This window comes from Aeromicrobium phragmitis, assembly GCF_003674095.1.
Lineage (GTDB): Bacteria > Actinomycetota > Actinomycetes > Propionibacteriales > Nocardioidaceae > Aeromicrobium > Aeromicrobium phragmitis.
Genome location: NZ_RDBF01000009.1, coordinates 50,334 through 70,414, shown reverse-complemented (window position 1 = coordinate 70,414; position 20,081 = coordinate 50,334). Strand labels below are relative to the sequence as shown.

The window sequence follows — 20,081 nt, the reverse complement described above, 5'->3', positions numbered from 1 at the left end:
TGACCTCATACCCTCCAGCGTACGCACCGCCACCGACAACGACGCCGATACAGTGAGCCGTATGCCTGTGGAGGAACGGCGCGCGCGCCGCACCCGCGAGATCGTGGAGGCCACCCGCCGCCTGTTCGACGAACGCGGCGTGCGGGCGGCTCAGATCGAGGACATCGCCAAGGCGGTCGGCATCAATCGCGCGATCATCTACCGCCACTTCACGACGAAGGAGGAGCTGTTCGCGATGACGCTCGTCGACTACCTCGGCGAGCTCGAGGCGCGCATCGCCGAGGCGGACGACGCCGCGAACTCCCCCACCGAACGCCTCTCCGCCCAGGCTGACGCGTTCTTCGCCTACGGAGCCGAGTACCCCGCGTTCGTCGACTGCGCTCAGGCGCTTCTGCGCTTCCGGGGCAGGGACCTCGTCGACGAGGTCAGCCAGGAGCGACTCATCGAGCTGGGCCAGGCCATGTTCCAGTGCCTCAACCGTGTCGTGCGGGCGCTCGAGGACGGGACGGCCGCCGGCGAGTTCGCCGTGACCGATCCGCAGCTCATGTCGAATATCCTTTACGCGGAGGGCCTCGGCGTGCTCAATCTGGTGAACTTCCAGAAGTCCGTGCGGTCGCTGCATTCGGGCCTGCCGTTCATGGACGATCTGCCGTTCGACGAGGTCGTCGAACACGCGAAACGGTCGTTGATCGCCATGGCGATCGGCCCCAGCCGTCCTGCCGGCACGCGCTGAGCACGCGCCGGCAGGACCGGGCTCAGCGCTCCAGGATCGCGACGACGCCCTGGCCGCCGGCCGCACAGATCGAGATCAGCCCGCGGCCCGATCCCTTCTCGTGCAGCAGCTTGGCGAGGTTGGCGACGATCCGGCCGCCGGTCGCCGCGAACGGATGCGCAGCCGCCAGCGAGGAGCCCTTGACGTTGAGCTTGCTGCGGTCGATCGAGCCCAGCGGGGTGTCGAGGCCGAGTCGCTGCTTGCAGAAGTCGGCGTCCTCCCAGGCGGCCAGCGTCGTCAGGACCTGTGACGCGAACGCCTCGTGGATCTCGTAGAAGTCGAAGTCCTGAAGCGTGCGGCCGTTGCGCTCGAGCATGCGCGGCACGGCGTACACGGGGGCCATCAGCAGGCCCTCCCCGCCGTTGACGTAGTCGACCGCGGCCGTCTCGTAGTCGGTCACGTATGCCAGCGGCTCCCAGCCCCGCCGCGCCGCTTCCTCCTCCGAGGCGAGCAGCACCGTCGACGCGCCGTCGGACAACGGGGTCGAGTTGGCGGCCGTCATCGTCGCGGCGTCCCCCAGTTGCTTGCCGAACACCGGCTTGAGCTTGGCGAGCTTCTCGACGCTGGAGTCGGGACGCAGGTTCGTGTCGCGCTCGACGCCGAGGAACGGCGTGACGAGGTCGTCCTGCCAGCCCTCCTCGTAGGAGGCGGCGAGGTTGCGGTGAGAGGCGACGGCGAGCTCGTCCTGCGCCTCGCGGGTCACGCCCCACTCGTGACCGGTGAGCGCCTGGCTGTCGCCCATCGACAGACCGGTGCGGGGCTCCTCGTTGCGAGGCTGATCCGGGGCGAGGTGATGCGGCCGGATCTTGCTGAGCAGCTTGAGCCGCGTGGCGGTGTCCTTGGCGGCGTTGACCTGGATGAGGATCTTGCGCAGGGAGTCACCTACCGCCAGCGGGGCGTCGCTGGTGGTGTCGGCGCCGCCGGCGATGCCGAACTCGATCTTGCCCAGGGCGATCTTGTTCGCCACCTGGATCGTGGCCTGGATACCCGTGTCACAGGCCTGCTGGATGTCCACCGCGGGAGTGGCCGGCGAGAGCTTGGAACCCAGGACCGTCTCGCGGGTGAGGTTGAAGTCGCGGCTGTGCTTGAGCACGGCACCGGCCACGACCTCGCCGGCGCGCTCGCCTTCCAGGTCGAAGCGCTCGACGAGACCGTTGAGGGCCGCCGTCAGCATCTCCTGATTGGAGACACCGGAATACACGGTGTTGGAGCGGGCGAACGGGATGCGGTTGCCGCCGATCACCGCGACGCGGCGTACGGCGGCGGGCTGAGGGGCTGACTTCGCAGACGCCATGACGAGGACCTTTCTTCGCAGGGGCGATGCTCGCTGTGGACTCACCGGGGGCGGCAAGCTACAGTCACTGTAACGCGTTCAGATACCGATGGTATCCGAGAGATAGGACAGATGTCGCGATGACCGACCGCTACCAGTCGCTGATTCAGAACCCGATCGCTCAGTTCCTCGTCAAGAACCTCGGTCTGCCCAATCCGCCGGAGCTCGAGCGGTGGCGCGGCTCAGGCCCGCTCGTCGACGGCACCGTGCTGCTCGGCGGAACCGACGACGGCATCGCGCTCCCCGAGCTCCCCACGCTGCTCAAGAACGCGGGCGTCGACACCACCACGGTGCGCGCCGAGGGCCGCCGGTACAAGGGCCTGGTCTTCGACGCCACGGGCATCGACTCCACGCAGGGCCTCGTCGCCATCCAGCAGTTCTTCACGCCGGTGCTCCGCCAGCTCGCTCCCTCGGCGCGCATCGTGGTGCTCGGCCTCCTCCCGGAGCGCACGGAGACCACGGGCGCAGCCATCGCGCAGCGCGGCCTCGAAGGATTCGTGCGGTCGCTCGGCAAGGAGATCGGCGCCAACGGCAGCACCGCGAATCTCGTCTACGTCGCCCCCGAGTCGCGCGACGCCGTCGATGCGACCTTGCAGTTCCTGCTCTCCCCCAAATCGACGTTCGTCGACGGCCAGGTCGTGCGCATCGGCACGACTGAGCTGACCGCCGCCGACGCACCGGCGGATCCCGCCAAGCCGTTGGCCGGCAAGGTCGCGCTCGTCACCGGCGCTTCGCGTGGTCTCGGTGCCGCCATGGCGCGCACGCTCCACCGCGACGGCGCGAGCATCATCGGGCTCGACGTCCCGCCGTTGCAGACCGACCTCGCCTCGCTCATGGCCGAGCTCGGCGGAACGTCGGTCATCGCCGACATCACCGCCGAGGACGCGCCTGCGACGATCGCCGACCAGCTCGGCGACGGGGTCGACATCGTCGTACACAACGCCGGCATCACTCGCGACAAGCGGCTCAAGAACATGAAGCCGGAGAACTGGGACAAGGTCATCGACGTCAGCGTCGGAGCGCCGCAACGCATCACCGAGGAGCTCCTGAGCCGCGGACTGGTGCGCGAGGGCGGCCGCATCATCGGCATCTCCTCCATCGCCGGCATCGCGGGCAACAACGGTCAGACCAATTACGGCACCGCCAAGGCCGGCGTGATCGGGTTCGTCCAGGACCTGGCGCCGCGGGTCACCGACCGGCGCATCACCGTCAACGCGATCGCACCCGGGTTCATCGAGACCGACATGGTCAAGACGATGCCGATCGGCATCCGCGAGGCCGGCCGACGGCTCAGCTCGCTCTCACAGGGCGGCCAGCCCGTCGACGTCGCCGAGGCGATCGCCTGGTACTGCCACCCGGGTTCTGGCGCCATCACCGGCAACGTCGTGCGCGTGTGCGGCCAGGGCTTCCTCGGGGCCTGACATGGCGACCCGGACGTTCGACTCTCCGCCCGCGGGCGCCCCGCTGATGCTCAAGGCGGCCTTGCCGGCGATCCCCGTCGTCGGCAAGCTGCCCGGCATTCGCCATGAGCGCGGGGGCCTTCCCGACACCACGCTCGTACGCCGAGGCGTCACGACGGACCCCGCCCACGTGGCGCGCTACCGCGAGGTCTGCGGCTTCCCGCTCTCCCCCGCGCTGCCGGTTACGTATCCGCATCTGGCGGCACATACCCTGCACCTGACACTGATGACGGACACGTCTTTCCCGTTCACCCCGATGGGCGCGGTACATCTGCGCAACCGGATCACGCAGCACCGACCGATCGCACCCGAAGAGACGTACGACCTCTCGCTGCGGGCCGCAGCCCTGACGCCGCATCCCAAAGGTCAGCTCGTCGAACTGCTCTCCGAGGCGAGGGTCGGCGACGATCTGGTGTGGGACGAGAGCATGACGGTCTTCTTCCGCGGCTCTTCGGGCAGCGGCCCCGAGCCCACGACTCCCCCACTGGAGGGAGTGGAGGCACCGACCGGGCCTGTGCACTGGAAACTGCCGGGCAACCTCGGTCGGACCTACGGGGCGGTGTCCGGCGACCGGAACCCGATCCACCTGTACCCCTTGACGGCGAAGGCGTTCGGCTTCCCCCGGAACATCGCTCACGGCATGTGGACCAAGGCCAAGTGCCTCGCTGCCCTGAGCCCGCGACTGCCGGACGCCTACACCGTGACGGTCGAGTTCAAGAAGCCCATTGTGCTCCCCAATACGGTCGTGTTCGGACAGGAGCAGCAGGGCGACCGGATGGTCTTCGGCGTCCGAGGTGCCCGCAAGCCCGTGCCGCACCTCGTCGGCACCATCGAGCCCCACTGACGCGGATCGCGGCCGAGTAGCGGCGGACGTCTCGATACGTCGGTCGCTGAGCGACCTCCTACTCGACCACCGAGTTGTTGGTGGTCGAGTAGCGGCGCCCTTCGATACGCCGCTCGTTCCTCGCGGCTACTCAGGAACCGGAACGAGCCGCGTATCGAGACCACATCCCACGCAACCTGGTCTCGCTCCATCGCGGCTACGCCCCTCCTGCGATGGCTCCATGTCGGTCGCTGAGCGACCGCCTACTCGACCACCGAGTCGTTGGTGGTCGAGTAGCGGCGCCCTTCGATACGCCGCTCGTTCCTCGCGGCTACTCAGGAACCGGAACGAGGGACCAATGGCTCCGGCCTACTCGACCACCTCGGGCCGCCCGGGTTACTTCTTGGCTTGGCGGATGAGGCCTTCTTGGGCGACGGAGGCGACGAGGGTGCCGTCCTCGGTGAACACCTTGGCCGTGCTGAAGCCGCGAGCGCCCGAGGCGGACGGCGAGGTCTGGTCGTACAGCAGCCACTGATCGGTCCGGAACGGTCGGTGGAACCAGATGGTGTGGTCGAGCGATGCCGGCGAGACCTTGGGCGAATTGATGATGAGTCCGTGTGGCACCAGCGACGCGCCGAGCAGGCTGAAGTCGCTGTAGTAGGTGAACGCCGCGTTGTGAATCGCCTCATCGTCCGGCAGCTCGCCGGCGGCCTTGAACCACATGCGCTGGACCGCCGGAACAGCCTCCCGCGCCGGATCGTCGGCTGGGCGGTTGTCGCCGACGTACCGCATGTCGTAGCCACCCCACTCGGCATGCCACTGGTCCGCCGACTCGGCGTCGATGAGCTTGACGAGGTCCGACATGGGGGTCGCCTCGTCCGGGCCCGGCACCTGCGGCATCGCGTCCTGATGATCCCAGCCGGACTCCTCGCGCTGGAACGACGCGGTCATGTAGAAGATGATCTCGCCGTGCTGGCGCGCCGCGACCCGCCGCGTCGTGAACGACCGTCCGTCGCGGACGTTCTCGACGTCGTAGACGATCGGGATGGCAGGATCGCCGCCGAGAATGAAGTACGCGTGCAGCGAGTGCAGCTGCCGGTCGTCGGGAACCGTGAGTTGTGCGGCCATCGTCGCCTGCGCGGCCACCTGGCCACCGAACACGCGGCGCAGCCGGGAGTTGCGCGGCTGAGCGCCGCGGAACAGCCCGACCTCCAAGGGTTCGAGCTCCAGCAGTTCGACGACTTCGTTGACTGACGCAGGCACGAGGCCGATCCTATCGGCCGGTCAGCCCTGGTCGTCGCCTCGGTGTTGCGCCAGGAACCGCTCCAGCTGGGACGCGAGCTCCTCGCCGCTGGGGAGTCGGTCGTCGTCCTCCAGCAGCGACCGGGCCGCCCCGCGCGCGAACGCGTCGTACTGCTGCTCGAGCCCGTTCAGCACATCCTCGCCATGCTGCTCCGCGATCTGCTCGTCGATCTGCGCGATGGCCTCGGGCTGTGCGGCGCGCAGCGTCTCGAGGTCGAACGTGAGACCGAGTCGGACGGCGAGCGCTTCGAGCAGCGCGATCGCGGCGGTGGGGTACTCCACCTGAGTGAGGTAGTGCGGGACGTGCACCACGTAGCCGATCGCGTCGTGGCCGCGCTGACCGAGCCGGTACTCCAGCAACGCCTGCGCGGACGACGGAATCGTGATCTCGGCCTCCCACAGGTTGCGACGGTCGACCAGCTCGGGCCGGGTGGCGTGGGCCGTGATCATCGGCGGCCGAGTGTGCGGGACGCCCATCGGCACCGCGCCGAGGCCGACGGTCAGCGAGACGTTCTCGCGTTCGACGACGCTGATCACCTCGGCGACGAAGTGCTCCCACCCGAAGTCCGGCTCCGGGCCGGACAGCAGCAGGAACTCGCGGCCCTGGACGTCGTGCTCGCGGGTGATGGCGAGTCGCGGCTCTTCGTAGTCGCGGTAGTGGTCGCCGTCGAACACGATCGGCGGGCGCCTGGCGCGGTAGTCGTAGATCGGATCGAGGTCGAACTCGTGCACGACCTCGCTGTCGTCTCCGCGCAACTGCGCTGCCGCGAGGGTCGCGGACGAACCGGCGCTCAGGAAGCCCTCGAGGACATGGATCAGGACCGGACCGGGCTCCCGCCGGGCCGCGCGGTCACGAGATTGACGATTCGATGAGAACCACTTCGGCGTCAACGCTCTCACTCCTGTGAGTTATTCCCCGTGCCGACCCCGGACAACGCGGCGCGGGCGTCGGCCGCGATGGTGTCGGCCGTCAGCCCCAGGCGCTCCAGGATGACGCCCCGCTTGGCGTGGTCGAGGAACTCCTGGGCGATGGCGTGGATCCGCACGGGGGCGGACACGTCGGCATCGTGCAAGGTCTGTGCCACGGTGGCGCCCACGCCGCCCTGGCGGCCGTTGTCCTCGACCGTGACGACGAGCCGGTGCCGCCGGGCGAGGTCGGTGATCGCGGGGTCAAGTGGTTTGACCCATCGCGGATCGACCACGGTGCTGGCGATGCCGGCGGCGGCGAGGTCGGCTGCGGCGTCGAGCGCCACCTGCGCGAACGGACCGACCCCGACGAACAGCACCTCGGCGGACTCGTCGCGGCGCAGCACGTCGACGGTGCCGAGGCGTTCGATCGCGTCGATGTCGGGTCCCACGGCCCCTTTGGCGAAGCGCACGACGCTGGGCGCATCCTCGATGTCCACGGCCTCGCGCAGCAACTCTCGCAGCTGGGCGCCGTCGCGGGGTGCCGCCAGGTGCAGCCCCGGGACCAACTGCAGAAGGGAGAGATCCCACATGCCGTTGTGGCTTGCGCCGTCGTCGCCGGTGACGCCGGCGCGGTCGAGCACGAACGTCACGCCGCAGCGGTGCAGCGCGACGTCGAGCAGCACCTGGTCGAAGGCTCGGTTGAGGAAGGTGGCGTACACCGCGACGACCGGATGCAGCCCGCCCATGGCGAGACCCGCGGCGCACGTCGCGGCGTGCTGCTCGGCGATGCCGACGTCGAAGACGCGGTCGGGGAACTTGTCGGCGAACGCATCGAGGCCCACTGGGTACAACATCGCCGCCGTGATGCCGACGACGTCCGGGCGCTCGTCGGCGATCCGCACGATCTCGTCACGGAAGACCGACGTCCACCCCGCCGGGGCGACGTCGGTGACTTCGCCCGTGGCGAGGTCGAACGGATGCGACTGGTGCATCTGATCGTTCTCGTTGGCCACGGCGATGTCGTACCCCTGGCCCTTGGTGGTGATGGCGTGCACGAGCACGGGGCCGCCGAATCGCTTCGCGGCCAGCAGCGCCTGCTCCATAGCGCGGCGATCGTGGCCGTCGACCGGGCCGATGTACTTGATGCCGAGATCCTCGAACATGCCCTGAGGCGCGAGGGCGTCCTTGATCCCCTTCTTCATCGCGTGCAGGGCCTCGTACGCGACTTCGCCGACGCGGTGCCCGGAGGTGAGCCGTTCGCGGATGGCCCGCAGGGTCGGCTCGTAGCGCGGGTTGGTGCGGATCTCGGTCAGCTTGTTCGCGAGGCCGCCGACCGTCGGAGTGTAGGAGCGGCCGTTGTCGTTGACGACGATGACGACGCGGCGCTGCGGGTCCGCGGCGATGTTGTTGATCGCCTCCCACGCCATCCCTCCGGTCAGTGCGCCGTCGCCGATCACGGCGACGACGTGATCGTCGCGACCCTGGAGTTGGTACGCCCGCGCCAGCCCGTCCGCGTACGACAACGACGTGGAGGCGTGGGAGTTCTCCACCCAATCGTGGTCGGACTCGCCGCGTGAGGGATAGCCGGAGAGACCGCCCTCCTGGCGCAGCGTGGCGAAGCCGTCCGCCCGCCCGGTCAGCATCTTGTGCACGTACGACTGGTGCCCGGTGTCCCAGACGATCCGATCACGGGGGGACTCGAAAACCCGGTGCAGGGCGATGGTGAGTTCGACGACTCCCAGATTCGGACCCAGGTGCCCGCCGTTGGCGGCGACCGACTCCAGCAGCAGCTGCCGGATCTCGGTGGCGAGCTCGGTGAGTTCGGCGTCGCCAAGCCGCCGCAGGTCCGTGGGACCGGAGAGGGATCGGAGCACGCTGGCCATTGCTCCATCGTAACGAGCCGACCCCACGGCGCCCGGTCAGCCCGGCGCTTGCGCCGTCACCACGACAACGCCGCGATGGCGCGCGACTCCAGGCTGCCGAGCCACACCCGGTCGCCGCACTTGCGGACGCCGGTGACCATGCCGAAGTCGGGGTGCGACGTGTGCACGTCGTGGATCCGCTGGCCGGTCTCCGGTTCGTAGGCTTGCACGTGGATCGTCGACTTCGGCTGCGGCTGCAGGCGGTCGGGCAAAGCCCACACGAGCGATCGCATCCAGGGGGCGCGCGGCAACAGGGCGTCGAGCGCGGCGTCGCGCGGGGAGGCGATCGTGACCCAGATGAGACCGTCGTCGCCGAGTGCGATGTTGTCGGGGAATCCCGTCAGCACCGGCCCGAACTGCGTGGCCGTGCCGGTGGACAGGTCGACGCGTCGAAGCACGTAGCCGGCCGTCTCGGCGACGATGACCGCGTCCTCGGCCGGCGTGAGTGCCACGCCGTTGGCGAAGGCCAGCCCGTCGAGTAGGACCTCGACGTTCCCGTCAGGGTCGCGGCGCAGCAGCCGGCCGGTCGGCCGGTGCTCCAGTAGATCCGCGCGCCAGTCGAACGGACCGAACTTGCGCGTCGAGTCGCTCAGGTAGATCGTGCCGTCCGCGGCGACGGCGGCGTTGTTGCAGAACTTCAGCGGCACGCCCTCGACCCGGTCCAGCAGCGTCGTGAGCGTGCCGTCCTCGCTGAGATGCAGGAGCCCGCGGAAACCGTCGCACACGACGACGCCGCCGTCGGGATGACGTTCCAGACCGAACGGCCGGCCGCCGGTGTCGACCACGGTGCGCTCCTGAGCGCTCGTCGGATCGATGCGCACGATTCGGCCGTCCTCCAGGCCGGTGAGCACGCTCCCGTCGGGCAGCACAAGAACGTCCTCGGGTCCCTTTCCGGACACCGGGTAGACGCGAGCCACGTGAGCCACGTCCGGCTCGGACAGGTCGGCGGGTGGTGGCCGCCAGCGCTGTGGGTCGATCGACGGCTTGGCCATGGCCGCACCCTAGCTGCTGCGATAGCGGCCCCGCACGTGAACGAGCCCCTCCTCGCCATGGATCTCCGCGTGCTCGACGACGGCGACGATCTCGAGCGCGTACCCGAGTTCGCGCACGCCCTCGATGCGTGCGCCGAGCCACGATCGCTGCGCGTGCACCGGACCCCAAGCGGTGTCGTTCCAGTCGCCCAGCCGGAACGCACCTCCCGGCGCCGGCGCGAGCCCGGCGAACGCGTCCGCCAGGAACTGGTCGCCGTCGGTGAGCAGCGAGACGGTGACGCAGGTACCGACGTCCACCGCCTCGCCCAGTTCGGAGTCCGGGTCGACGAACGCGACGACCCGGGACTTCGGCCCGTCGACGATCACGAGTGACGAGACCGTCAGGCCGCTGCGATCACGGCCTTCCCCCGTGGCGACCACGGTGACGGACGCCGCGAGACGGCCGCGGAACCGGCGCACGACGTCACGATCGGACTCGGGCGGCACGAAGGGGTGGTCGCTGTGGATCGTCACCCCGTCAGGTTAACCGCGGTCCGAGCGTCGGCGGAGGTGGCGAGAACGCCAGAAGGCCCCGGCGACCGATCGCCGGGGCCTTCGGGGTTCGGTGCTCAGTTGTCGAGCAGCGAGCGGAGCACGTACGGCATGATGCCGCCGTGGCGGTAGTAGTTCGCCTCGCCGGGGGTGTCGATGCGCACGACCGCGTCGAACTCGACCGTGCCGTTCTCGCCCTCGGCGGTGACCTTGACCGTCGTGGGCGTGCGGCCCTCGTTGAGTTCGGTCACACCGGAGAACGAGAAGGTCTCCTCACCGGTCAGGCCGAGCGACTCGGCGCTCTCGCCCTGCGGGAACTGCAGCGGGAGCACACCCATGCCGATGAGGTTCGAGCGGTGGATGCGCTCGTACGACTCGGCGATGACGACCTTGATACCGAGCAGCGCCGTGCCCTTGGCCGCCCAGTCGCGCGACGAGCCGGAGCCGTACTCCTTGCCGGCCAGGACGACCAGCGGGGTCCCGGCGGCCTGGTAGTTCTGCGCGGCCTCGAACACGCTGGTGACCTCGCCGCCGGCCGTGAAGTCACGGGTGTAGCCGCCCTCGGTGCCCGGCGCGATCTGGTTGCGCAGGCGGATGTTGGCGAACGTGCCGCGGATCATCACCTCGTGGTTTCCGCGACGCGAGCCCAGCGAGTTGAAGTCGCGCGGCTGCACGCCGTGCTCCATGAGGTACTGGCCGGCCGGGCTGTCCTTCTTGATCGCACCAGCGGGGCTGATGTGGTCGGTCGTGACCGAGTCGCCGAGCTTGAGCAGGACCCGGGCGCCCGAGACGTCCTCGACCGGCGAGGGCTGACGCTCCATGCCGTCGAAGTACGGCGCCTTGCGCACGTACGTGGACTCGTCGTCCCACGCAAAGGTGTCGCCCTCGGGAGTCGGCAGGTTCTTCCACCGCTCGTCACCGGCGAAGACGTCGGCGTACTCGGACTTGAAAGTGTCGGCGCTCATCGCGGAGGCGATGACCTCCTCGACCTCGGCCGGACTCGGCCAGATGTCCTTGAGGTACACCTCGTTGCCCTCGGTGTCGACACCGAGGGGTTCGGTGGTGATGTCCACGTCCATCGAGCCGGCCAGTGCGTACGCCACGACGAGCGGCGGCGAGGCGAGGTAGTTCATCTTGACGTCGGGGTTGATGCGGCCCTCGAAGTTGCGGTTGCCCGACAGCACCGAGACGACGGCGAGGTCGTTCTCGTTGACCGCAGCGCTCACTTCGGGGATCAACGGCCCCGAGTTGCCGATGCAGGTCGTGCACCCGTAACCGACGAGGTTGAAGCCGAGCTTGTCGAGGTACGGCGTCAGGCCCGAACGCTCGTAGTAGTCCGAGACCACCTTCGAACCGGGAGCCAGCGTCGTCTTGACCCACGGCTTGCGCTGCAGGCCCTTCTCGACGGCCTTCTTGGCCAGCAGCGCCGCACCGATCATGACCGAGGGGTTCGACGTGTTGGTGCACGAGGTGATCGCGGCGATCGTCACCGCGCCGTGATCGAGGGTGAAGGTCGAGCCGTCCTCGAGGGTCACCTCGATGGGATCGCTCGGACGACCACCGTCAGCCGGGACGCAGGACAGGTAGTCCTTCGGAGCGCTCTTGCCGTCATCGTGACTGGACACCGGGTCGGATGCGGGGAACGTCTCCGCCACGGCCTCGTCGTATCCGGTCTCCGCCCCGAACGACGCCGTCTGCTGCGGCACGCCCGGCTTGCGCGCGTCGCCGCCGGTCTCGTCGGCCTGTACGTAGTCGGCCAGGGCGCCGCGGAAGCCGGCCTTGGCGTCCCAGAGGTTGACGCGGTCCTGCGGACGCTTCGGGCCGGCGATCGAGGGGACGACATCGGCGAGGTCGAGCTCGAGGTACTCGGAGTAGCGCGGCTCGCGCTCGGGGTCGTGCCACAGTCCCTGCGCCTTGGCGTAAGCCTCGACGAGGGCGATCTGCTCCGGGCTGCGACCGGTCAGCTCGAGGTACTTCGTGGTCTCCTCGTCCATCGGGAAGATGGCGACGGTGGAGCCGTACTCCGGGCTCATGTTGCCGATGGTGGCGCGGTTGGCCAGCGGGACGGCACCCACGCCGGAACCGTAGAACTCGACGAACTTGCCGACGACGCCGTGCTTGCGCAGCATCTCGGTGATCGTCAGCACGAGGTCGGTGGCGGTGGCGCCCTCGGGCAGCTCGCCGGACAGCTTGAAGCCGACCACGCGCGGGATCAGCATGCTGATCGGCTGACCGAGCATGGCGGCCTCAGCCTCGATGCCGCCCACGCCCCAGCCGACGACGCCGAGGCCGTTGACCATCGTGGTGTGCGAGTCGGTACCGACGCAGGAGTCGGGGTACGCCACGACCGAGCCATCGGCCTCACGCGTGAACACGACCCGAGCCAGGTGCTCGATGTTCACCTGGTGCACGATGCCGGTACCCGGGGGCACGACCTTGAAGTCGCTGAAGGCGCCCTGGCCCCAGCGGAGGAACTTGTAGCGTTCGCCGTTGCGCTCGTACTCGATCTCCACGTTGCGCTCGAACGCTTCGGGGGTACCGAAGACGTCGGCGATAACGGAGTGGTCGATGACCATCTCGGCCGGGGCGAGCGGGTTGATCTTGCTCGGATCGCCGCCCAGGTCGGCCATCGCCTCTCGCATGGTGGCGAGGTCGACCACGCAGGGGACGCCGGTGAAGTCCTGCATGATCACGCGCGCCGGCGTGAACTGGATCTCCTTGCTCGGCTCCGCGGAGGGGTCCCAGCCCGCCAGCGCCTTGATGTCGTCGGCGGTGATGTCCGCGCCGTCCTCGGTGCGCAGCAGCGCCTCGAGCAGGATCTTGAGGCTGAACGGCAAGGAGGCGACGTCGAGCCCCTCCCCCTGCACCGCATCCAGTCGGTAGTAGTCGTAGGACGAATCACCGACCTGGAGGGTGTCCTTGGCTTGGAAACTATCGACGCTCATCGTCTCTCCTTCGCGTGTCTGGACCCATCCTGCCGACCTTTCGGTTCCGCGCATCACGGAGGCCGACACAATATCTTGACATCAAGATACCTTGTCGCGGCGGAGCCCTCAACGAAGGTCGCCCTTACCGCCGGAGGGTCAACGCATCGAGGCGACGACCCGAAGGGCGGCCCGGCCCTGCCGCACTCGGGCCTCCCACGTTACGCCGATCACGAGCAGCGCGATACCGAGCAGACCGAAGAGCGCCCACCGCTGCACGGCCATGGCGAGCGGCCACAGATTGACGATCACCAGGAGGGCCAGGACGACCACGCCGACCACGAACGGCGCCTGCCAGGACCGCCACCCGCCGACCGCGAGCGCGACCAGCGCGGCGAGACCGAGCAGGACGGCTCGCAGCCCCGTCGGATCGGCGAGCGCCTGCGGCAGCGACGGCAGGACGGCGAGGGCGAGCCCCACGCCGAGCGCGGGGACCGTCCGCACGGACGCATCACGTCGCAGGAACCAGCCGCCGATCCCGAGAGCCACGGCGGCCAGCGGAACGGTGAACGCCTCGACCGAGGTGATCTCCTCCCCCACGATGAAGCAGATCCACGACAGGACCGCGAGGACGACGGCGGGAACGGCGCACCAACGCCGGTCGGCCACATCGGCGGCGGCCGCGAACAGGGTGAGTGCGAGCACGAGGAACAGCAACGCCGCCCATGAAGCGTCCTGGACGTCGAGTCCGGCGAGCACACCCGCGAAGGCCACCACCCCGGCGGTTGCCTCCAGCGGAAGCCGTCGCACGGGTGACTCGAGGTACCAGCTCGCGATACCGAAGGCGGCGACACCGGTCAGGGTGAGCCACAACGACACGCCGCGGGCGTCAAGCCCAGCCGAGCTCGACAACGCGACCCCCGCCCCGGCGGCCGTCAGCGCGGCGAGCACTCCGGAGACGGCTGCGAGCAGGTCCCACCGCGTCGTGGCCGCGAGGATCGCCAAGGCCGCCGCGACGATGGCATACGACCATGCGGCCACACCGTCGTTGCTCGACGCGGGCAGCAACGCCACGAGCAGCGCAGCCGGGCCGATCCACTGCTCCACGCGAGTACCCCGGGCCAAGCGCCACGCGACGACGACGGCCGCGGCGATCGCGACGGCTGCCTGAGCGGACGCGGGAAGCTCCGCAGCTCCCATGGTCGCCATCAGCCCCACCAGCAGGATCGACACGACGACAGGACGCAGCAACGGTCGCGGCAGGGCGATGCTCGTCCAGCGGTGGGCGCCCCAGGCCGCAGCGGCCACACCGACCGACAGCGCGGCCACGGCGACGGGGGTAACGACGTCACCGGACCAGCCGGCCAGCACCACCAGGAGGGCTCCGCCCGCAGCCGTCACGAGTGCCGCGTGGGCACCGCGGGCCCACACCGAGGCCCCCCGAACCACGATGCTGCCCAGCGCGATGATCACCGCGGCGACGATCGCGGCGATGGTGGCCGACGACTCCCCGACGACGGCGGTCAGCACGAGGATGCCCACCGCGGTGAGCGCGACGGCCGCAGCGCCGGACGCGCCTCGTGGGAGAACCAGTGCGGCGACCGCGCTGCCGACCGCGATGACGGCGAGCGGCGCGCCGTGACCATTCAGAACCAGGCCGTCGAGGTCCGGTGACGTGAACGCCTCCGTGAGCGCCGCGATGACCAGGAACGGGACGACTGCCGCCCCGAGCGGCACGGCGATCCAGAGGGCGATTCTCGCCCGCAGTCGCCACGCCAGGGTGACAACGAGGGCCGCCAGGAGTCCGGCCACCGCACCGGACCAGAACGCGGTCCAATCGGCATCGGACCACAGGTAGAAGAGGACGGCCGGAACCGCGATCCAGGGGGCGACGCCCGCGTAGATCTGGGGCAGGACCAGGTGCCGGCCCAGGCGCGTGCGTCCGAGCCGTGCGACCGGTAGCGCGAGCAGCGCCAGGAGGACAGCCCATCCGCCGAGGTGGATCTCGCCGGGGACGACGTCCAGAGCGAACAGCCCCTCGGCTCGGGCAGCGAACCAGTCCAACGTCAGGAGGCCGAAGCCGACCGCCCACAATGCCTCCGCCGAGGCGCTAAGACGCCGCCGGGTGGTGAACGCGGCGGCTGCGGCCGCCGCAACGGTGGCGGCGAACAGCACCATCGAACGACCGAAGAGACCGAGCCGGTCCCAGGAGACCGAGATGAAGATGGTGGCGGCCACCAGGAGCAGGAGCGCGCCCAGGCCGAGGATCACGGAACCGGCATCGAGCCCCGTGCGGGGCGCGGACGTGGGACGCGGTGGGGCAGTTGCCGGGAACGGTGGGAACGCGGTCGCCTGCGGTGTCATCGGAGCCGCCGGCACGGGCGCGCCGGTCGGCGCCGGCGTAGCGACGGGTGCGGCCGGTGGCTGAGGGCGGACCTTCCGGGCCTCGGCGACGAGAGCGTCGACCCGCTCCATCTGCCGCCACAACGCGGTGGCCGCCGGACCAGTGAGGGTGAGCCCGCAGTGAGGGCATCGCCGATGCCCCGCGATCCGCCCTCGGCAATCGGGACAGGCGTGCGGGTCTGCGTACTTCACCGGATTACCCTCTCGTCAACGCTCGGCAGGAGCAAGCACGGCCACGCATTCGACGTGGTGTGTCATCGGGAACAGCGCGAAAGCGCGCAACGAGCGCACATCGTATCCGTGTTCGGCGAACATCTTGAGGTCGCGCGCCAACGCGGCGGGGTCGCACGCGACGTAGACCACCGTGCGCGCACCGAGCGCCGCGATCGGCGCGACGGCGGCCTTGGCTCCAGCACGCGGAGGATCCAGGACGACCACGTCGGCCGACGAGCCGAGCCAGCCCCGGGCGAGCGCCTTCTCCACGGGCGCGCGCTGCGCTGTCGCGTTCGCAAGATCGGCGAGGTTGACGCGCGCGTCCTCGTGACCGGACCGGGCGCCCTCGACGCTCACCACCGCTCCGTCGGGACCCGCCTGCTCGGCGAGAAATGCCGAGAACAGCCCGGCCCCGGCATAGAGGTCGAGTACGCGGTCGCCGGGCCGCACCTGCGCCGCCGCAAGCACGGCGTCGACGAGCGTCTCCGCCGCCCGCGGGTGCACCTGCCAGAAGCCCGAGCCGGTGACGTGGAACATTCGACCGTGGACGACCTCGTGCAGCGTTCCGCTTCCCTGCCGCAGCGCGCCGTCGCGGCTCACCACGCCGTGAAGGGAGTCGAGTTCCTCCTCGGGGACCTCGGCGTCGGTGACGAGAAGCCGTTCCCCGCTCGATGAGACCACCGCTTCGACGGGACCGTCGCTCCACTGGGCGGCGGTGACGGATCGCGCATCGCGATGGGCGATCCGGCAGAAGTCGATGGGCACGATCGTGTGATCGCGATGCCGTCGCAACCCGGCGCGGCCCGACGCGTCGACAGCGTAGGTGACGCGTGTGCGCCAGCCGAGTGTCTCGGGCTGGACGGCTTCGACCTCCACGTCCCAGTCGATCCCCGCGAGTCGTTGCAACTGCTCACGAACCACGTGGGCGAGCAGTCGGCGCTGCCCCTCGGCGCTGACGTGCTGGAAGTCGCATCCGCCGCACGTACCGGCGAACGGACACGGCGCGGCCACCCGGTCCGGGGAGGGCTCGAGCACGTCGACCGCGTCGGCACGCAAGAATCGCTTCGACCGCTCCGTGACCGCGATCCGCACGCGCTCGCCCGGCAGGGCGTGACGGACGAAGACCACTTGTCCGTCGAGCCGAGCGACGCAGTGCCCGCCGTGGGCCACCGGGCCGACGTCGACGACGGGAAGCTCCTCGTTCGCGCGCACGGCAGGCTCCCCCATCGGAGCGCGCGGGTCAAAGACATCGGGCATGAACAACAGTCTGCTCGTGACCTGCAAGGAGAGCCGAGGCGGAGCGTGCGTCCCCGCCGGTCGCGCCCTCGTGCTTCTGCCGACTGGACGTCACGACGTCGGAGGCCGCGTCTCCAACGGCGTGCGGTTGCGGCTGAGCATCCAGGCCATCGCGAGCAGTGAGGCCACCTGCAACGGCCAGCCCATCACCACTTTGGCGGTGCCGAGCAACGCGACCTCGTCGGCGACGTAGAGCGGGTACTGGACCACCACGCGAAGAACGCACGGCAGCACGAACAGCCAGGTCATCTGCGCACAGAGGCGGCGCATTCCCTTGTCCTGGCGCCACGCCGTGAAGTCCCCGACGACCGCGCCGATCAGGAAGCCGACGGCAGGCCAGCCGATGAGGATGGTGACCGTGAAGACCGCGGCGTACCCGGCGTTGTAGAGGATGCCGGGGAGGAAGACGTCGCGCGCCTCCCCGGACCGCGACGCGAAGATCGTCGCGATGCCGATGCCCACGAGTGCGTTGAGGACGAACTGCGGGTTCGACCGCTGCACCACGCGCGCCACGAGCAGCACCACCGTCAGCGACACGCTCACGATGAGACTGAGCCGGAGCTGATCGCTCACGATGAAGCACACCGTGAAGGCGATCGTCGGGATCGCGCTCTCGACGACGCCGCGGGCGCCGCCGAAGGCCTCGGCGAGCCGCTGACGGACGAGTTGCTCGACGGTCTCGGCGCTCGCCGGACGTGGGGCCGCGTCGCCGCTCATGCGGTCGCCCACGAGTGACGACGTGCGACGCCGCGATGGAGAATTCGCGCCATATCCGGATCCTAGGCCGCGCCGCGGCTCAGGCGTCCTGGTTCGGCTGCTGGGCACCCTGCGGCGTGACGCCGGGCGGCATCTGCAGCGGCAGGGGTTCGCGCACCATGCGGGGGTCGCTGCCGCGGACCACGACGACGTCGCGCAGGATCTCCAGCAGCGGCTCGGCCGCTGCCTCGTCGACCGCCGCCTGGCCGAGGAGCGTCGCGCGCAGCAGCCAGCGCGGCCCTTCGACACCGAGGATGCGGCTCTCCTGCACTCCCGTGCGGCCGTCCTGGGCCGTCACCTGAACGCGGAACCGCAGCTCGGGACCGAACGGCCCGTCCGCGTCCTTCCACTCCCCTTCACGGCGCTCGACCTCGCGCTTGAGGTCCGTGAGCACGTCGCCCCACTCACCGCCCGACCGCGAAGCCGCGAAGATCCGCAGTTCCATCGCCGAGCCTTCCACGACGACGAGCACGGAGGTCAGCTGACCGTTCTCGGTGGGAAGTTGCAGTCCGACGCCGTCACGACCCTTGATCCGCAACGCGCCCAAGTCGACATAGCCGGGAGCGTCGGGATCGCGCTCAGACGAGTCCCACGGCCCGGCGGATCGGGTCGCCGGCACCGTCGTCTCCGATGCCGTGTCCGGGGTCTCGGGGTGCTCCGCTGCCGCCGCGTCCTTCTTGCGTCGACCGAACATCAGCGTTCCTCTCGTACGTCTCGTGCGGGCGTCAACGACGCATGGCCACCCGATGAACCGTAGCCCCCGTGACCGCGTTCTGACACCGGGAGTGCGGCGACGTCCACGAAGCGGACGTGCTCGACCCGCTGGACCACCAGCTGAGCGATCCGATCGCCGCGGTGGATGGTCACCGACTCATGGAGGTCGTGGTTGATGAGCAGTACCTTGATCTCGCCGCGATACCCCGCGTCGATGGTGCCGGGGGTGTTGACGACCGAGAGGCCGTGCCGCAGTGCGAGACCCGACCGCGGATGGACGAACGCGGCGAACCCCTCGGGAAGCGCGATCGCGATGCCCGTCGGCACCAGCGCGCGATCGCCGGGAGCGAGTTCCACGTCGATCGTCGACACCAGGTCGGCACCCGCGTCGTCCGGACGTGCGTATCGCGGCGGGTCGATGCCCGGATCGAGACGCTGGATCTGCACATCGGTGCTCATGGGGCCCGACCTTACCCAAGGCGGGTTCGGTCGCTCCGGCACAGTAGAGGGGTGAACGCCGAGCACAGCGAACGTCTCACCGCCCCGCTCCCCTGGTGGCTCATCGCCGTGGGAACGGGTGCCTTCACCGGCTGGTTGGTGCGTGTCGCGACGACCTTCGAGATCGGACTCGTCGCCGCGGTCGCCGCCGCCGCCATCGCCCTCGCGGTCGTCGCGGCCTACGGAGCGGTGCGCGTGCAGGCGACCCCCGAAGGACTGCGCGCGGGACGCGCGTGGCTCGATCGCGCCCACGTGGGAACGATCGAGCCCCTCGACGCCGAAGGGTGGGCCCGCGCGCTCGGTCGCGAGGGGGACGTGCGCGCGTTCACCCTGACACGTCCGTACATCCGGACCGGTGTCCGTGTCGCCGTCGAGGACCCCGCCGATCCCACCCCGTTCTGGCTCGTCTCCACGCGTTTTCCGGCATCGGTCGCTCGGGCACTCGGCGACGGCAGCTGACGGCGCTCCGCGAGCTGGGCCACAATGGACCTGATCGTCACCGACAGGAGGACCCGTGGCCAAGCGCAAGAGCACCCGAGATGCCAGCACCACCAGCGGCGCAGAGGTCAAGGCGCAGCGCCGCCTCGGTCGCGGCACGTGGAAGGTGATGGACACGAGCTCCTCGGTCCTGGCCGCCGCCCTCGCGCCGCGCGTCTCGAACCTGGCGTGGCGCGCGATCACCGGCCGCAAGGCGCCCGCGAGCTCACGGCATCCCGATCTCAGCACCGCTGAGGCGATCGGATGGGCAGCGCTGGGCGGGGCGACCGTGCAGGTCGTGCGTACCGTGGTGCGCCGCGGGGTCGCCAGTTACTGGGTCAAGTCCACCGGCGATCTCCCGCCGGGCATGAAGAAGCTCGCAGAAACGGGAAGACCGGCCCCGAAGGACCGGTCTTCCATGTCGCCGAGGCGCTGATCAGTCGGCGCAGTCGCGGCAGATGGGCTGCCCGTTCTTCTCATGGGCGAGCTGGCTGCGGTGGTGCACCAGGAAACACGACATGCAGGTGAATTCGTCGGACTGCTTGGGAACGACCTGAACGGCCAGTTCCTCATGCGAGAGGTCCGCGCCGGGCAGCTCGAAGGATTCGGCCGCTTCGACCTCGTCCTCGTCGACCTTGCCCGAATTCTGCTCGTGCCGACGCGCTTTCAGTTCCTCGATGCTGTCCTCGGACTGATCCTCTTCGGTCTTGCGAGGGGCGTCGTAATCGGTGGCCATGTACTCTCCGTCTCGTGCGT

18 protein-coding genes are annotated in these 20,081 nt (G+C 69.6%); 5 read left to right on the top strand and 13 right to left on the bottom strand.

Going from position 1 to position 20,081, the window contains the following annotated elements; genetic code table 11:
• Positions 1-61 precede the first annotated feature (61 nt).
• The gene (locus D9V41_RS12255) at positions 62-733 is read left to right on the top strand and encodes a TetR/AcrR family transcriptional regulator (protein WP_121794863.1); all 672 of its coding nucleotides are present in this window, start codon (positions 62-64) and stop codon (positions 731-733) included.
• A gap of 22 nt (positions 734-755) precedes the next feature.
• Here D9V41_RS12255 and D9V41_RS12250 read toward each other — a convergent pair whose 3' ends face one another.
• Complete coding sequence (locus tag D9V41_RS12250; protein WP_121794862.1) at positions 756-2,066, bottom strand: acetyl-CoA C-acetyltransferase; 1,311 nt, start codon at positions 2,064-2,066, stop codon at positions 756-758.
• A 119-nt stretch (positions 2,067-2,185) separates the two neighbouring features.
• Here D9V41_RS12250 and D9V41_RS12245 point away from each other — a divergent pair, with 119 nt between their 5' ends.
• The gene (locus tag D9V41_RS12245; protein ID WP_121794861.1) at positions 2,186-3,526 is read left to right on the top strand and encodes a 3-oxoacyl-ACP reductase; all 1,341 of its coding nucleotides are present in this window, start codon (positions 2,186-2,188) and stop codon (positions 3,524-3,526) included.
• A 1-nt stretch (position 3,527) separates the two neighbouring features.
• Positions 3,528-4,409, top strand: coding sequence for a MaoC family dehydratase (locus tag D9V41_RS12240; protein WP_121794860.1), 882 nt, complete (start codon positions 3,528-3,530; stop codon positions 4,407-4,409).
• 375 nt (positions 4,410-4,784) lie between these two features.
• Here the strand turns inward: D9V41_RS12240 and D9V41_RS12235 are convergent, their stop codons facing one another.
• The 11 genes from D9V41_RS12235 to dut form a co-directional block, all read right to left on the bottom strand.
• Positions 4,785-5,651, bottom strand: a complete 867-nt coding sequence (locus tag D9V41_RS12235; protein WP_121794859.1) for an acyl-CoA thioesterase — start codon at positions 5,649-5,651, stop codon at positions 4,785-4,787.
• Positions 5,652-5,672: 21 nt separating this feature from the next.
• Positions 5,673-6,581 carry a proteasome assembly chaperone family protein gene (locus D9V41_RS12230; protein WP_121794858.1) on the bottom strand — a complete coding sequence of 303 codons (909 nt, stop codon included), beginning with the start codon at positions 6,579-6,581 and terminating at the stop codon, positions 5,673-5,675.
• Between the two features lie 5 nt (positions 6,582-6,586).
• A complete protein-coding gene (dxs, locus tag D9V41_RS12225; RefSeq protein ID WP_121794857.1) occupies positions 6,587-8,482 on the bottom strand; it encodes a 1-deoxy-D-xylulose-5-phosphate synthase in 1,896 nt (631 codons plus the stop codon).
• Between the two features lie 56 nt (positions 8,483-8,538).
• A complete protein-coding gene (locus tag D9V41_RS12220; protein ID WP_243697253.1) occupies positions 8,539-9,513 on the bottom strand; it encodes an SMP-30/gluconolactonase/LRE family protein in 975 nt (324 codons plus the stop codon).
• Positions 9,514-9,522: 9 nt separating this feature from the next.
• Positions 9,523-10,026 (bottom strand): flavin reductase, encoded by a 504-nt coding sequence (locus D9V41_RS12215; RefSeq protein ID WP_121794856.1) that lies wholly within the window; start codon positions 10,024-10,026, stop codon positions 9,523-9,525.
• Between the two features lie 95 nt (positions 10,027-10,121).
• Positions 10,122-12,989 carry an aconitate hydratase gene (locus D9V41_RS12210; protein WP_121794855.1) on the bottom strand — a complete coding sequence of 956 codons (2,868 nt, stop codon included), beginning with the start codon at positions 12,987-12,989 and terminating at the stop codon, positions 10,122-10,124.
• A 138-nt stretch (positions 12,990-13,127) separates the two neighbouring features.
• Positions 13,128-15,563: an SCO7613 C-terminal domain-containing membrane protein gene (locus D9V41_RS12205; protein WP_133434182.1), complete on the bottom strand. Its 2,436-nt coding sequence runs from the start codon at positions 15,561-15,563 to the stop codon at positions 13,128-13,130.
• 15 nt (positions 15,564-15,578) lie between these two features.
• On the bottom strand, positions 15,579-16,841 hold the full coding sequence (locus D9V41_RS12200; protein WP_243697252.1) for a class I SAM-dependent RNA methyltransferase: 1,263 nt from the start codon (positions 16,839-16,841) through the stop codon (positions 15,579-15,581).
• A 90-nt stretch (positions 16,842-16,931) separates the two neighbouring features.
• Positions 16,932-17,597 (bottom strand): DUF3159 domain-containing protein, encoded by a 666-nt coding sequence (locus D9V41_RS12195; protein WP_121794901.1) that lies wholly within the window; start codon positions 17,595-17,597, stop codon positions 16,932-16,934.
• Positions 17,598-17,676: 79 nt separating this feature from the next.
• Positions 17,677-18,330: a DUF3710 domain-containing protein gene (locus D9V41_RS12190; RefSeq protein ID WP_121794852.1), complete on the bottom strand. Its 654-nt coding sequence runs from the start codon at positions 18,328-18,330 to the stop codon at positions 17,677-17,679.
• Positions 18,330-18,809, bottom strand: coding sequence for a dUTP diphosphatase (dut, locus tag D9V41_RS17595; protein WP_133434181.1), 480 nt, complete (start codon positions 18,807-18,809; stop codon positions 18,330-18,332). Before dut ends, D9V41_RS12190 begins: the two co-directional genes overlap by 1 nt.
• A 51-nt stretch (positions 18,810-18,860) precedes the next feature.
• Here dut and D9V41_RS12185 point away from each other — a divergent pair, with 51 nt between their 5' ends.
• Both D9V41_RS12185 and D9V41_RS12180 read left to right on the top strand, forming a co-directional pair.
• Positions 18,861-19,307: a DUF3093 domain-containing protein gene (locus D9V41_RS12185; protein ID WP_166376025.1), complete on the top strand. Its 447-nt coding sequence runs from the start codon at positions 18,861-18,863 to the stop codon at positions 19,305-19,307.
• A 55-nt stretch (positions 19,308-19,362) separates the two neighbouring features.
• Positions 19,363-19,761 carry a DUF4235 domain-containing protein gene (locus tag D9V41_RS12180; protein ID WP_121794850.1) on the top strand — a complete coding sequence of 133 codons (399 nt, stop codon included), beginning with the start codon at positions 19,363-19,365 and terminating at the stop codon, positions 19,759-19,761.
• Here the strand turns inward: D9V41_RS12180 and D9V41_RS12175 are convergent, their stop codons facing one another.
• On the bottom strand, positions 19,762-20,061 hold the full coding sequence (locus D9V41_RS12175; protein WP_121794849.1) for a DUF4193 domain-containing protein: 300 nt from the start codon (positions 20,059-20,061) through the stop codon (positions 19,762-19,764). It abuts the gene before it with no gap.
• Positions 20,062-20,081 lie beyond the last annotated feature (20 nt).